The organism is Microbacterium sp. As-52 (assembly GCF_049949185.1).
Taxonomy (GTDB): Bacteria; Actinomycetota; Actinomycetes; order Actinomycetales; family Microbacteriaceae; genus Microbacterium; species Microbacterium maritypicum_A.
On record NZ_CP188171.1, the window covers coordinates 570371 to 584098 of the forward strand.

Consider the following 13728-nt stretch of genomic DNA (forward strand, 5'->3'; position numbering starts at 1 on the left):
AACACACAGGTATCCGGGAGCCACATGAACAGATATGCCGTGATCGGCGCTGGTCCGTCCGGCCTCGCCGCAGCGCGCGCCCTGCAGAAGCGCGGGATCTCCGTGGACGGATACGAGGCCTCGCACGGCGTCGGCGGGCTGTGGGACATCAGCAATCCCCGCAGCACGATGTACGAGTCCGCGCATCTCATCTCCTCCCGCACGACGACCGAGTTCACCGAGTTCCCCATGCGGTCCCGGGTCGACTACCCCGGACACCGGGCACTCAAGGACTACTTCGACGACTATGCCCGGCACTTCGGGCTCACCGACCTCTTCCGCTTCGACACGCGGGTCGTGCGTCTCGAGCCGCGCGACGGCGGCTGGGATCTGACCAGTTCCGGCCCCAGGGGAGACGAGACGCACTGGTACGCGGGCGTCGTTCTCGCGAACGGGACGCTCGCCGAGCCGAACATCCCGGCATTCCCTGGTGAGTTCACAGGCGAGCTGCTGCATACGCACGCCTACAAGTCGCCCGAGCAGCTGAAGGACCGGCGCGTGCTGCTGATCGGCGCGGGCAACTCCGGCTGCGATATCGCGGTCGACGCCGTGCATCATGCGGTATCCGTCGACATGAGCGTCCGCCGCGGGTACTACTTCGTTCCGCGGTATCTGTTCGGCAGGCCGAGCGACACTCTCAACCAGGGGCGACCGCTCCCCGCGCGCATCAAGCAGGCCATCGACAGTCGTGTGCTGCGGGCCTTCACCGGCGACCCCGTGCGGTTCGGGTTCCCGAAGCCCGACTATCGCATCTACGAGTCGCACCCGATCGTGAACACCATGGTCCTGAACCACCTCGGGCAGGGCGATCTGCGCATCCGTCCCGACGTCTCGCGCTTCGACGGCGCGAGCGTGCACTTCCGTGACGGCAGCGCCGACGACTACGACCTCGTGCTGCTCGCCACCGGCTACACCCTCGACTATCCGTTCGTCGACCGCGAGCACCTGCACTGGCGCGGTGCCGCGCCGCGGCTGTTCCTGAACGTCTTCCCCGCCTCGTTCAACGGCCTCTACGTGATGGGCATGATCGAGGCCTCGGGCATCGGCTGGCAGGGCCGCTACGAGCAGGCGGAGCTGCTCGCGGCCTACCTGAACGCGGTCGAGCAGGATCCGGCGCGCGCGTCGCGGTTCCGCGACCGTGTGACCGGAAGCCCCTGGCCCGATGTGACCGGCGGCTATCGCTACCTGGGGCTGGACCGGATGGCCTACTACGTCAACAAGGACGCCTACCGCGGTGCCGTCCGCAACGAGAAGCGCATTCTGGAGTCACGGGCGTAGCGCCCTCTCGGTGACGAGCGACCGTCGACCGGGCGGAGTAGCGTTGTCTCGTGCAGAAGAAGCCCCGACGGATCCTGAAGCGCGTGCTGTGGAGCGTCGCGATCGTGCTGGTCGTCGCCGTCGGCGGGGTGCTCGCCTGGACCCAGATCGGCGTCATGGCCGCGGAGCCGGAGCCGCTCGCCTCGGTGCGGGAGAACCCGGCCATCACCGTGACCGATGCCGACCAGGGCATCGTGCTCGCCCCCGCCGACGGGAGATCGGACCTCGGCCTCGTCTTCATCCCCGGGGCCAAGGTGGATCCGTGGGCGTATGCCGCGATCCTGCAGGGGCTGGCCGAAGAGGGCGTCACGGTCGTGATCACACGCCCGTGGCTGAACCTGGCGTTCTTCGACCCGCGCGGACTCGACGCCTTCACCTCGGCGGCCCCCGACGTCGATGTCTGGGGCGTCGGCGGGCACTCCCTGGGCGGCGTGCGTGCATGCCAGCTCGCGGACGACGCCGATGCGCTCGTCCTGTTCGCCTCCTACTGCGCGAACGATCTCTCCGGCACTGGGCTTCCCGTCCTCAGCCTGTCCGGCAGCGAAGACGGGCTGTCCACCCCCGAGAAGATCGCCGATGCGCGCGATCAGCTGCCCGCCGATGCCGACATGGTCGAGATCGAAGGGGCGTCGCACGCGTCCTTCGGCGACTACGGACCGCAGGACGGCGACGGCACTCCGACGATCTCCCGCGACGAGATGCACGCGGAGGTCACGCGTCTGACCGACGAGTTCCTCGCACCGCTCTCGCCCTGAGCGTCACCTCCCCACGGCCCCGAGGACCGGGTCGAGCAGCGGATGGAGGTGCCGGGTGCGCAGGACCGCCGCCGCCGAACGCGCCCCCGCCTCGAGCGCAGTGGTGACGCCCGCCCCGTCGAGCCGCGCGTCGAGCACGCCCGCGAGGAACGCATCACCCGCGCCGTTCGTGTCGACGACCTCGACGGGCACCGCAGGAACCCGATGCACCACGCCGTGCTCGTCGACCGCCACGGCCCCCTCCGCTCCCAGGGTGCACACGGCCAGGCGCGCTCCCGCCGCGATGCGGGACTGCAGGAACACGACCGGGTCGTCCAGCCGGTCGGCGTTGCAGAACACCGCATCAGCGGCGTCGAGGAACGGCCGGTGGTAGTGCGCCCTGCCGTCGTAGTCGTGCACATCCACCCAGATCGGTGTGCCGGTCGATCGGGCGAGAGGCAGCAGGCGCAGGGGCTCCGCGGCGAGGTCGAGCACGACCGCATCGGCAGCGACCATCCGGTCGCGCATCCGGTCGTCGCGCGTGCCCTCGGCCGTGCTCGGGGTCGACAGGTACAGCGAGACGCGACCGCCTTCACGCGTCATCAGGTTCAGATGTCGTTCGGTGACCCCGTCGTCCCAGGAGGTCTGCACGCCGGCGGCGCGCAATGCGTCGCGCACGCGCCCGCCCTCCATATCCGTCCCGGAGATGGCATGCAGCCGTGTGGTCCGGCCCAGCGCGGTCAGGCTGAGCGCCTTGCCCGCGCTGGTCCCTCCGACCGTCTCCCAGGTGTCCTCGGCGAACTGCATGTGCGGCACCGGCTCGGGAAGCCGATCCAGCACGATGATCGTGTTCCACGATGCCGGCCCGACGATGACGACGGAGGCGGATTCCGCTGCGGACTCTGAGGAGGAGGGCATGGGACCATCCTGTCGTGCCTCGTCTCGGCCGTCTCGTTCAGCCGATGCGCGAGACCAGCGCGTCCAGCCCCATGCCGTAGTCGATGCGCACGACGGGAAGGGCGAGCTTGTCGGTGCCGATCTTCACATATCCGGGCTCGATGGTACGTCCCATCTCGTAGCCGGCCTGGGCGACGCCCTGCTTGGTGGTGTCGTTGTAGTGCCCGTACGGATACGCCACGACCTGACCCACGCCGAGGATCTGAGCCGACGTCGTCAGGTCTGCCGCGATCTGATCGGCCGTCCAGTTGACCATCCGGCCCTTGCCGTTGTCGCCCGCCTGGTGCATGTCATGCGTGTGCGAGCGGCGCTGCACATAGACGGACGGCGCCGGATCCTGCCGATAGGCCGTGATCATGAACGACGTGCTGAGCAGCTTGTACTTGTCGACGACCGGCACCGCGAGATCGAACCACGACTGGTCGGCGTCGTCATCGGTGATGATCACGCTCTTCGCAGGAAGCGAGAGCCGCCCGTCGATGAAGGCGCTGAGCTCGTCCCAGGTGGGCAGGTAGAAGCCCGTCGTCGCGATGTGGTTCATCTGTGCATCGAAGTCACCGATGTAGGCGTAGTTGCCGCGCAGCCAGCCCTTCTCCCCCTCGGGGTTCGCCGTGAACTGGTGATACATGAGGATGGGCACTCGCACGTTCTCCGCGGCGTTCTCCTCCGGCGTCTTCCAGGCGGCGAAGAGCTCGACCTGCTGGTCCGTGCACACCACGGGGTCGGCGCCGTTCACGCGGGCCGCGACCGTCAACGCTCCGGCGTCCGCTGCCGTCGCGTACCAGCCGGCGAACACCCGACCCTCCAGCTGCGGGATCGGAAGGCCCTGGTACAGGGCGTCCTGGAACTGCAGCATCGGGTCGGCAGGAGCCCCGTCGCCCGAGAAGGTCACCGCACAGGCGCGCGGATCGTTCGCATCCGCCACGATCTGCTCCGCCGGCGTCAGCGGATGCTCGATCGTGGCGGACTGCGCCTTCGGAATCGTGTTCTCCTGCGCACGGTTCAGCCAGACGAAGGCGGCAGCGCCACCTCCGACGACGACGGCGGTCACGACGGCGCTGACGATGATCGCGGCGCGCGTGCGGCGCTTCTTCCCCCCGGAAGCCATGGTCAGGCGTCGAAGCCTTCGGCGATCATCTCCACGAGCTCCTCGCGCTCCTCGACGGGGAGGAACGCCGCGGCGGCGGCGTTGAACTGGAAGGTCTCGAGGTCGTCGAGGTCGTACTCGAACGCCTCGACGAGCAGGGCGAGCTCACGCGTGAGAGACGTGGCGCTCATGGTGCGGTTGTCGACGTTCACGGTCACCGCGAACCCGAGCTGGTAGAGCAGGTCGAAGGGGTGGTCCACCATGGTGTTGCCCCACGCGGCGATGGCCCCGGTCTGCAGGTTCGACGAAGGCGAGAGCTCGAGCGGGATCTCGCGGTCGCGGACCCAGCGCGCGAGGTCGCCGAACTGCACCTGCACCTCGTCGCCCTCCTGGGTGATGACCTCGAGGTCTTCGGCGATGCGCACACCGTGGCCGAGCCGCAGCGCGCGTCCGTCCAGCAGAGCCGAGCGGATGGAGGCGGGACCCGCCGCCTCTCCCGCGTGCACGGTGACGGGGAAGAAGTTCTCGGCGAGGTAGTCGAACGCCTTGCGGTGGTTCGACGGCGGGAAGCCATCCTCAGGACCGGCGATGTCGAAGCCCACGGCACCGCGTCCGCGGAAGTCGACCGCGAGTTCGGCGATCTCGAGAGCGCGATCGGTGTGCCGCATCGCCGTGATCAGCTGCCCGACGCGGATGCTGCGTCCCGAGCGGTCCGCGGCGTCCTCACCCTCTTCGATGCCCTGCTGCACCGCCTCCACCGTCTGTTCGAGCGTGAGGCCGCGAGCCAGGTGCTGCTCGGGCGCCCAGCGCACCTCGCCGTAGATCACGCCGTCGGCGGCGAGGTCTTGGACGAACTCCCGTGCGACACGGGTGAGGCCCTCCTGCGTCTGCATCACGGCGGTCGTGAGGTCGAACGTCTTGAGGTACTCGACCAGCGAACCGGAATCGCTCTGCTTCGCGAACCACGACCCCAGCGCCTTCGGGTCGGACTCCGGAATCTCCAGGCCGATCGCGTCCGCGAGCTCGATGATCGTGGCGGGCCGCAGCGCGCCGTCGAGGTGGTCGTGCAGCGACACCTTGGGAAGGCTCCGCAGGGAGATCCCCTGAAGTGTGACGTCGCCGTTCGCATCGATCGACATGGTGATCCTCTCGGTCGCGGATGTGCTCAGTTCAGGCTAGCGGTCCGCCGTCACGCCGTGATGCGCTCACGGACGATGGGGCCGGTCACCGGCGCCTCATCCCCGATCTCCCACGAACCATCGAGGGCGTCGAGAGCCCTGCTGAACCGGGCATCGTCGGCGGCTGAGAGGGTGAAGAGCGGCTGGCCGGCGACGACGCGATCGCCCGGCTTCGCATGCAGATCGATGCCTGCCTCGAAGACCACCGGGTCCTGCGCCCTGGCGCGCCCCGCGCCGAGACGCCATGCAGCGACCCCGAACGGAAGGGCATCCATGCGCGTGATGATCCCGTCGGTGGGGGCGAGCACCTGGTGGGTCTCGCGCGCCGTCGGGAGCGCGGCATCCGGATCTCCGTCCTGCGCGCGGATCATCGCCTTCCAGGTGTCCATGGCGCGGCCGTCGTCGAGAGCGGCCTCCACGTCGGCGTCCGGCTGACCTGCGAGGGCGAGCATCTCGCGTGCCAGGGCGATCGTGAGCTCGCGCACATCGGAGGGTCCGCCACCGGCGAGGATCTCGACGGATTCACGGACCTCGTTCGCGTTGCCGATCGCAAGGCCGAGCGGGACGTTCATGTCGGTCAGCAGGGCGGTCGTCGCGACCCCGGAGTCGGTGCCGAGAGCGACCATGGTGCGGGCGAGCTCGCGGGCGCGATCGATGTCCTGCATGAACGCACCGGAGCCGAACTTCACATCGAGCACGAGAGCGTCCGTGCCCTCGGCGATCTTCTTCGACATGATGCTCGACGCGATCAGCGGGATCGCCTCGACGGTGCCGGTGACGTCGCGGAGCGCATACAGCTTCTTGTCCGCGGGGGCGAGGCCGGAGCCGGCGGCGCAGATGACCGCGCCCACGTCTCCCTGCATCTGCGCGAACATCTCCTCGTTGCTCAGAGCAGCGCGCCATCCGGGGATCGACTCGAGCTTGTCGAGCGTGCCGCCCGTGTGACCGAGCCCGCGACCGCTCAGCTGCGGCACGGCCACGCCGAACGAGGCGACCAGCGGGGCGAGCGGCAGCGTGATCTTGTCGCCGACGCCACCCGTGGAGTGCTTGTCGACCGTGCGCTTGCCGAGGGAGGCGAAGCTCATCCGCTCCCCCGACGCGATCATCGCGTCGGTCAGCACGCGGATCTCGTCGCGCTCCATGCCGCGCTGGAAGATCGCCATCGCGAACGACGCCATCTGCGCGTCCGAGACATAGCCGCGGGTGTAGGCATCGACCATCCACCGCAGCTCCGCCTCGGGCACGGCGCCCCCGTCGCGCTTGGCGCGGATCACATCGATCGCGTCGAACGGTTCGATGGCTCCCTGAGCCTGTCCAGCGGTCATCGTGCTTCCTCCAGGTCGCGCGGCCCGAACGCATCGGGCAGCACCTCGTCGATCGTGCGGATGCCGGAGACGGTCTCCAGGAGCATCCCGGGCATCGCATGCTCGAACAGCAGCTGGCGACAGCGTCCGCACGGCATGATCGTCTGCCCCTCGTTGTTGACGCACACGAACGCGACGAGCTGGCCGCCGCCGGACATGTGCAGGTCACCGACCAGGGCGCACTCCGCGCACAGCGTCACACCGTACGACGCGTTCTCCACGTTGCAGCCGGCCACGATGCGGCCGTCGCCGACGAGGGCGGCCGCACCCACGCGGTAGCGCGAGTACGGCGCGTACGCCTTCGTCATGGCATCCGTGGCGACCTGGCGCAGTTCATCCCAGTCGATGTCGGTCATTGCGATGTTTCTCTCTTCCGGCAGGGCTACGACTTGATGTAGGGCTTGCCGTCTGCGGCAGGGGCCTTGATCTGCCCGGCGAATCCGGCGACCGCGAGCAGCGTCACGACATACGGCAGCATCAGCATGAACTCGCCCGGGATGGGCGTCTTCAGGATCGACAGCAGGTTCTGCAGGTTGGTCGCGAAACCGAACAGCAGCGCCGCGAGGGTCGCACGGATGGGATCCCATCGGCCGAAGATCACAGCGGCGAGGGCGATGAAGCCGAGCCCGGCCGTCATGTCCTTGCCGAACTGCGGCACCGAGACGAGGGTGAAGTACGCGCCTCCCATGCCGGCGATCGCGCCGGCGAGCAGCACGTTCCAGAACCGGGTCGGGTTCACCTTGATACCCACGGTGTCGGCCGCCTGCGGGTGCTCCCCGACGGCACGCAGCCGCAGACCCCACCGGGTGCGGTAGAGGCCCCAGGCCACCACGGCGACCGTGATGAACATCAGGTACCCGATGAAGGTCTGGTTGAACAGCACCGGCCCGATGATCGGGATGTCGCTGAGGACCGGGATCTCGACGCGCGGGAATCGCACGGGCGTGTTCAGGGTCGCCTCGTTCGGAGCGAGGAGTGCGCCGTAGAGGAAGCCGGTGAGACCGGTGACGAGCACGTTGAGGACGACACCGACGATGACCTGCTCGACCAGATACTTGATCGCGAACGCGGCGAGGACACTAGCCACCAGGACGCCGCCGATCATCGCCCCGACCAGGCCGACGAACGGGTTCCCGGTGATGCTCGACAGGAGCGCTGCCGAGAAGGCACCGAGAAGCAGCTGCCCCTCGATCGCGACGTTCACGACGCCGGCACGCTCGCCGATGACACCGCCCAGGGCACCGAACACCAGGGGCACCGAGAGCGAGACCGCGCCGAACAGCAGGCTCGTGACCGGCACGAGTCCGCCGGCGGAGGCCCAGACGAGGAACGCGAAGACGGCCAGCACGCTGAAGGCGATCACGAGCCACAGGGACGGCGGACGGTAGGTCCATGCCCGCAGGAACGCCCCCACCGTGAGCACCACGAGGATGCCGAACACGACCCAGAAGGTCGAGGCCGTCGGCAGCGCCACATCCGGCAGCGCGAGCGCCGAGGACTGGTCGGAAAGGCGGAACGTGCTGATGCCGTCGCGCGGCACGAGCAGGAACAGCAGGGCCAGGAGCACGGTCGCTCCGGCCAGCACGATCGGCGCCTTGAGGTGCCGCTCCTTCACGGTCGCGAGCTGCACCGTGCCGTCGGCGGCCTGGGTCTGCACGAGGGACATCATGCCGCCACCGCCTTCTTCGCGGCCTTGGCTCTGAGCCGTGCCGCCTTCTCGATATCGGTCTTGGGGAGGAAGAACACCGTGCGCAGCAGCGGCGGCGCGGCGATGAACAGCACGACGAGCGACTGCACGACGAGCACGATGTCGACCGGGATGTCCTGCGCCTGCATCGAGAACGACCCCGCCTTGAGCGCGCCGAACAGGATGCCGGCGGCGAACGTGCCCCAGGCACGACTGCGCCCGAGGAGGGCGACGGTGATGGCGTCGAAGCCGATGCCGGCGTCAATCGTCTCGGTGACACCCGTGGTCACCGCTCCCTGGATCTGATTCATGCCCGCGAGGCCCGCGAGGCCGCCCGCGAAGAGCATGGCGTACACGTAGATGCGCTGCACGCTGATGCCCGCGGCCCGCGCGGCGTGCGGGTTCTCGCCCACGGCGCGCATCCGCATGCCGAGCGACGAGCGCTCGATGAGCCACCAGACGAACAGTGTCGCCACGATCACGATCACGAAGCCGAGGTCGAGAAGGGGGAACTGCGGTCCGAGCAGCGTCGGGAACTGTGCGCTCTCCGGCGTCGCCGATCCGAGGGCCTGGTTGGTGCCCGGCTTCTGCAGCAGACCCGGGGTGCGGATCATCCAGAGCAGCAGGTAGTACGCGATGTAGTTGAGCATGATCGTGAGGATCACCTCATGCGCACCGGTGCGGGCCTTGATGAGTCCCGCGATCGCACCCCAGAGCGCACCGCCCGCGATACCGGCGATGAGCGTGACCGGGATGTGCAGCCAGATCGGCAGGTCGAGCGAGAACGTCAGCAGCGCGGCGACGGCGACGCCGATCAGCATCTGACCGCGAGCGCCGATGTTGAACAGCCCGACGCGGAACGCCAGCGCGACGCCGAGGCCGGCCGCGATGAGCGGTGCCGCGAAGCCGAGCGTGTTGGTGAGGGGTCGGATCTGCGCCGCGAAGTCCGCGCCACGGGCGTTGAAGATCGCCCCGCGGAACAGCGCCTCGTATCCGTTGTAGACGGCGTTCCAGGCGGCGACGAACGTGTCACCGGGCTGCGCGAAGAAGTAGACGGATGCCGCCTGGACGTCTTCGTTCGTCAGCGCGATGAGGATGCCGCCGACGATGAGCGCCAGCACGATCGCGAGGATCGTGGTCACGGCACTGCCGCGGAGGATCTCCTTGAGGATGACGTTGCCGCGCGGGGGCGGCGGCACGTCGGAAGGGTCGCGCGGGACCGTGCCGGTGCTCGTTGCGAGCTCCTGCGGCGGGATCCCCTTGGTCACATCTCCTGCGCCGGGCGTCGCTCCGCTCACGCGGCCACCTCCCCTTCGGCCGCTCCGGCCATCATGAGTCCGAGCGTCTCCCGAGGCGTGTCGCCGGGGACGATGCCGACGATCGTGCCGCGGTACATGACCGCGATCCGATCGGCGAGAGCTGCGACCTCGTCGAGCTCCGTGGAGACCACGATCACGGGCACACCCGCGTCACGCGTCTCGATGATCCGCTTGTGGATGAACTCGATCGAGCCGACGTCCACGCCGCGGGTGGGCTGCGCCGCGACGAGAAGGCGCAGATCGCGGCTCATCTCCCTGGCGATGACGACCTTCTGCTGGTTTCCGCCGGACAGCGTGCCGGCGGGGGTCTCGGGACCCTGCGTGCGGATGTCGTACTCCTTGATGCGCGCACGGGCGAACTCGTCGAGCGCTCCACGCCGCAGCGTGCCGGCGCGGCTGAACGCCGGGTCGTCCGAACGGTCGAGGATCAGGTTCTCCGCGACGGAGAACCCGGCCACCAGGCCGTCTTCCGTCCGGTCTTCCGGCACGAAGCCGACGCCGGCGTCGAGGATCGCCCGCACGCTCTTGCCTACGAGTTCGTTGCCGTCGAGTCGGATGCTGCCTTCGACACGGGCGGCGAGACCGACGATGGCCTCCACCAGCTCGGTCTGACCGTTGCCCTGGACGCCCGCGATCGCGAGCACCTCCCCCGGCCGGACGGCGAAATCGACCCCGTCGACGACGATGGCGCCGGTGGGCGTCAGAACGCGCAGACCCGTGACCTCGAAGCCGCCTTCACCCAGGCGCGGCGGCTCCTTGTGCACGGTGAGTTCGACCGCGCGGCCGACCATGAGCGATGCCAGCTCGGAGTTCGTCGCAGTGGGCGAAGCCTCACCCACGACCTTGCCGAGGCGCACGATCGTGATCTTGTCCGCGACCTCGCGGACCTCACGGAGCTTGTGCGTGATGAACACGATCGCCGTGCCCTCGTCACGCAGTTGACGCATGATGCCCATCAGCTCATCCGTCTCCTGCGGAGTGAGCACCGCGGTGGGCTCGTCGAACACGAGCACCTTCGCGTCACGCGACAGCGCCTTGATGATCTCGACGCGCTGCTGCACGCCGACGGGAAGATCTCCGACCAGCGCGTCGGGGTCGATGTCGAAGCCGAAGCGGGCCGCGACCGATCGCACGTGCTCTCGCGCCTTCGCGATGTCGAGCGTGCCGAGGGCCTTGGTCTGCTCATGTCCGAGCATGACGTTCTCGGCCACGGTGAACACCGGGACGAGCATGAAGTGCTGGTGGACCATGCCGATCCCCGCAGCCATCGCGTCACCGGGACCGCGGAAGCGCTGCACCTCGTCGTCGAGGAGGATCTCGCCCTCGTCGGCCTGATACAGGCCGTAGAGGACATTCATGAGGGTGGACTTGCCTGCGCCGTTCTCACCGAGCAGCGCGTGGATCTCACCCGGTTCGACCACCAGATCGATGTGGTCGTTGGCAACGAGGGTGCCGAATCGCTTGGTGATGCCGCGAAGTTCGAGCTTCATATCTGCACCTTATCCAGAAGAGTCATCCAGAAGAGCCATCCAGACGAGTCTTCCAGGGGGATCATCGTGCGTCCACGACACGGGGCGAGTGGCATCCTGCTCACCACTCGCCCCGTGCGGGAACTGCGACGGATTTACTTGGAGGTCGGGGAGTTCGGGGACTCCACCTTGATGTCGCCCGAGATGATCTGCTCCTGCAGAGTCTTGAGCTCGTCGGTCAGACCTTCCGGGAGCTTCGACTCGAAGTCGCCGAAGCCGGAGAGCTTGACGCCCTCGTTCTCGAGCGTGCCCACGTACGGGGCCGGGTCGAACTCGCCCTGGGCCGCGGCCATGGTCGCGTCCTTCACGGCGACGTCGATCGCCTTCATGATCGAGACGAGCGTGATGCCGGCGACACTCGGGTCGGCGACGGCGAGGTCGCTGTCGACACCGAGCATCAGGGTGTCCTTGCCGCTGTCGGCGATCGCCGCAGCCGCGCTCTGGTAGACGGGGCCGCCGACCGGGAGGATGACGTCGACGCCCTGGTCGAGCACACCCTGTGCGGTCTGCTTGGCGGTGTCGTTCGCGTCGAAGCCGCCCGTGAACGAGCCCTTCTGCGTGGCCTCGTCCCAGCCGAAGACCTCGACCGCAGCGGACTTGTCCTCGTTGTACTTCTCGACACCGAGCTGGTAGCCGTCCATGAACACGGCGACCGACGGAATCTGCATTCCACCGAAGGTGCCGACCTTGTTCACGCCGCTCTGCGCGGACCAGGACGCGGCGGCGTAACCACCGAGGTATGCGGCCTGAGCCGTGTCGAAGACCAGGGGCTTGATGTTGGGAGCATCGACGTTGCCGTCGAAGTCGTTGTCGGCCCAGTCGTCGATGATCGCGTAGTCGATGTCGGGGTTCGCGAGAGCCGACTCGACCGTCGCGGCGGACAGCTTGAAGCCGACCGAGACGATGAGCGAGCAGCCCTCCGAGACCGCGGTCTCGAGGTTCGGCGCGTAGTCGTTGTCATTGGCCGACTCGAACTCGAGCGGCTTGATGTCCAGCTCCTTGGCGGCGCTGTCCATGCCCTCCTTGGCGGACTGGTTGAACGACTTGTCGTTCCATCCGCCGGCGTCGGAGACGAGGCAGGGAAGGAAGTCGGAGGCAACCGGCTCGCCGGAGCCGGCGGGCTTGTCTGTCGGAGCCTGGCCGCAACCGGCGAGTGCGAAGACGACGCCAGCGGCGACGGTGACGCCGAGCAGCTTCTTGGTGGTGGAGATGGTCAACTGATGCCTCCCTCAACGAAACCGCGGCCATCGCGGATCGATCAAAGTTACCTACTGTTTCGGCTTTTGTGCACGCCCGTGCCGCACGTGCTGGCCAATGGTTACCAAGCTGAAATCAAGACAGCCGATGAGCGTCTCCGCCTGCTCATCGGAGCAGGCGTCAGAGCACGTCCCCGCGACCGGTGAGCTTGAGCGACTCGACGACGCTCTTCACCCGCTGCGCATTCTGCACCGTCGTGACCAGCAGCGCGTCGGGGGTGTCGACCACGACGATGTCCTGCACCCCCACCAGGCTGATGACGCGGGACGTCTGACTGACGAGGATCCCACTCGCACCATCCGTGAGCACCCGCGCGTTCGGGCCGAGCACGGCGAGGTCGTTCTTGCGACCGTTGGTGATGAGCTTCGTCAGCGACGCGAAGTCCCCCACGTCGTCCCAGTCGAAGTGACCGGGGACCACGGCGAGGCGTCCCCGTCGGGCGGCGGGCTCGGCGACGGCGTAGTCGATGGCGATCTTCTTCAGTCGCGGCCAGATCCGATCGACCGCGGGGCCACGACGGTCGCGATCGTCCCAGGCCTCGGCGAGTTCGAGCAGTCCCGCGTGCAGCTCAGGCTCGTTCACGGCCAGCTCTTCCAGCAGCACACCGGCCTTGGCGATGAACATGCCCGCGTTCCAGAGGTAGCCGCGGTCGGCGATGTACGCCTTGGCGGTCTCGAGGTCGGGCTTCTCCACGAAGCTCGCCACCAGCGCGGCCTCACGCGCACCGTCGACGACGAGCTCGGGTCCCATCTTGATGTAGCCGAAGCCGATCGCCGGCTCGGTCGGCGTGATGCCGATCGTGCAGATGTAGCCCTCACGCGCCACCTCGACCGCATCGCGCACGGCGAACTCGAACACCCGGGTGCCGCGGATCACGTGGTCCGCGCTGAAGGAGCCGATGATCACGTCGGGATTGCGACGGTGCAGGATGGCCGCGGCGAGCCCGATCGCGGCTGCCGACTCGCGCGGCTCCGACTCCAGGAACACGTTCAGGTCGGGGATCCCCGGCAACTCCGCCTCGACGGCCGCCCGGTGAGCCCGGCCGGTGACCACGGCGATCCGATCCGCACCGGCGAGCGGCACGAGCCGATCCCAGGTGTCGCGCAGCAAGGAGTGTCCGGATCCCGTCAGGTCATGCAGGAACTTCGGTGCATCCGCACGAGAGAGCGGCCACAGCCTGCTGCCGATGCCGCCGGCGGGGATCACTGCGTAAAAGTCCTCGATGGGTGTGCTCACCCTGCCCAGGGTAGCCGCAGCGAT

At 68.2% G+C, this 13728-nt stretch carries 12 protein-coding genes; 2 read left to right on the forward strand and 10 right to left on the reverse strand.

All coding sequences use genetic code 11. The features are described from left to right. The first annotated feature begins 24 nt into the window (after nucleotides 1–24). The gene (locus tag ACLFA2_RS02780; protein WP_426622002.1) at nucleotides 25–1317 is read left to right on the forward strand and encodes a flavin-containing monooxygenase; all 1293 of its coding nucleotides are present in this window, start codon (nucleotides 25–27) and stop codon (nucleotides 1315–1317) included. A gap of 50 nt (nucleotides 1318–1367) precedes the next feature. Next, the gene (locus tag ACLFA2_RS02785) at nucleotides 1368–2111 is read left to right on the forward strand and encodes an alpha/beta hydrolase (protein WP_021199700.1); all 744 of its coding nucleotides are present in this window, start codon (nucleotides 1368–1370) and stop codon (nucleotides 2109–2111) included. A gap of 3 nt (nucleotides 2112–2114) precedes the next feature. Here ACLFA2_RS02785 and ACLFA2_RS02790 read toward each other — a convergent pair whose 3' ends face one another. From ACLFA2_RS02790 to ACLFA2_RS02835, 10 genes are all read right to left on the reverse strand, one after another. After that, complete coding sequence (locus tag ACLFA2_RS02790) at nucleotides 2115–3008, reverse strand: carbohydrate kinase family protein (protein ID WP_021199701.1); 894 nt, start codon at nucleotides 3006–3008, stop codon at nucleotides 2115–2117. 37 nt (nucleotides 3009–3045) lie between these two features. Then, nucleotides 3046–4155 carry a polysaccharide deacetylase family protein gene (locus ACLFA2_RS02795; protein ID WP_426622003.1) on the reverse strand — a complete coding sequence of 370 codons (1110 nt, stop codon included), beginning with the start codon at nucleotides 4153–4155 and terminating at the stop codon, nucleotides 3046–3048. A 2-nt stretch (nucleotides 4156–4157) separates the two neighbouring features. After that, nucleotides 4158–5273 (reverse strand): adenosine deaminase, encoded by a 1116-nt coding sequence (locus ACLFA2_RS02800; protein WP_292768364.1) that lies wholly within the window; start codon nucleotides 5271–5273, stop codon nucleotides 4158–4160. 50 nt (nucleotides 5274–5323) lie between these two features. Beyond that, nucleotides 5324–6637: a thymidine phosphorylase gene (locus ACLFA2_RS02805; RefSeq protein WP_401125247.1), complete on the reverse strand. Its 1314-nt coding sequence runs from the start codon at nucleotides 6635–6637 to the stop codon at nucleotides 5324–5326. Continuing rightward, nucleotides 6634–7032, reverse strand: a complete 399-nt coding sequence (locus ACLFA2_RS02810) for a cytidine deaminase (protein ID WP_017828470.1) — start codon at nucleotides 7030–7032, stop codon at nucleotides 6634–6636. The genes ACLFA2_RS02805 and ACLFA2_RS02810 overlap by 4 nt, the downstream gene beginning before the upstream one ends. 26 nt (nucleotides 7033–7058) lie before the next feature. Next, nucleotides 7059–8345 (reverse strand): ABC transporter permease, encoded by a 1287-nt coding sequence (locus tag ACLFA2_RS02815; RefSeq protein WP_021199705.1) that lies wholly within the window; start codon nucleotides 8343–8345, stop codon nucleotides 7059–7061. Continuing rightward, the gene (locus tag ACLFA2_RS02820; protein WP_029260564.1) at nucleotides 8342–9661 is read right to left on the reverse strand and encodes an ABC transporter permease; all 1320 of its coding nucleotides are present in this window, start codon (nucleotides 9659–9661) and stop codon (nucleotides 8342–8344) included. Before ACLFA2_RS02820 ends, ACLFA2_RS02815 begins: the two co-directional genes overlap by 4 nt. Further along, the gene (locus ACLFA2_RS02825) at nucleotides 9658–11172 is read right to left on the reverse strand and encodes an ABC transporter ATP-binding protein (RefSeq protein WP_021199707.1); all 1515 of its coding nucleotides are present in this window, start codon (nucleotides 11170–11172) and stop codon (nucleotides 9658–9660) included. Before ACLFA2_RS02825 ends, ACLFA2_RS02820 begins: the two co-directional genes overlap by 4 nt. A gap of 134 nt (nucleotides 11173–11306) precedes the next feature. After that, a complete protein-coding gene (locus ACLFA2_RS02830; protein WP_021199708.1) occupies nucleotides 11307–12428 on the reverse strand; it encodes a BMP family lipoprotein in 1122 nt (373 codons plus the stop codon). A 160-nt stretch (nucleotides 12429–12588) separates the two neighbouring features. Next, nucleotides 12589–13704 (reverse strand): mannose-1-phosphate guanylyltransferase, encoded by a 1116-nt coding sequence (locus ACLFA2_RS02835; protein ID WP_029265715.1) that lies wholly within the window; start codon nucleotides 13702–13704, stop codon nucleotides 12589–12591. Nucleotides 13705–13728 lie beyond the last annotated feature (24 nt).

Coding starts and splice junctions, on each gene's coding strand:
- ACLFA2_RS02780 (WP_426622002.1), top strand. CDS start 25: ATGAACAGATATGCCGTGATCGGCGCTGGTCCGTCCGGCCTCGCCGCA.
- ACLFA2_RS02790 (WP_021199701.1), bottom strand. CDS start 3,008: ATGCCCTCCTCCTCAGAGTCCGCAGCGGAATCCGCCTCCGTCGTCATC.
- ACLFA2_RS02795 (WP_426622003.1), bottom strand. CDS start 4,155: ATGGCTTCCGGGGGGAAGAAGCGCCGCACGCGCGCCGCGATCATCGTC.
- ACLFA2_RS02800 (WP_292768364.1), bottom strand. CDS start 5,273: ATGTCGATCGATGCGAACGGCGACGTCACACTTCAGGGGATCTCCCTG.
- ACLFA2_RS02805 (WP_401125247.1), bottom strand. CDS start 6,637: ATGACCGCTGGACAGGCTCAGGGAGCCATCGAACCGTTCGACGCGATC.
- ACLFA2_RS02810 (WP_017828470.1), bottom strand. CDS start 7,032: ATGACCGACATCGACTGGGATGAACTGCGCCAGGTCGCCACGGATGCC.
- ACLFA2_RS02815 (WP_021199705.1), bottom strand. CDS start 8,345: ATGATGTCCCTCGTGCAGACCCAGGCCGCCGACGGCACGGTGCAGCTC.
- ACLFA2_RS02825 (WP_021199707.1), bottom strand. CDS start 11,172: ATGAAGCTCGAACTTCGCGGCATCACCAAGCGATTCGGCACCCTCGTT.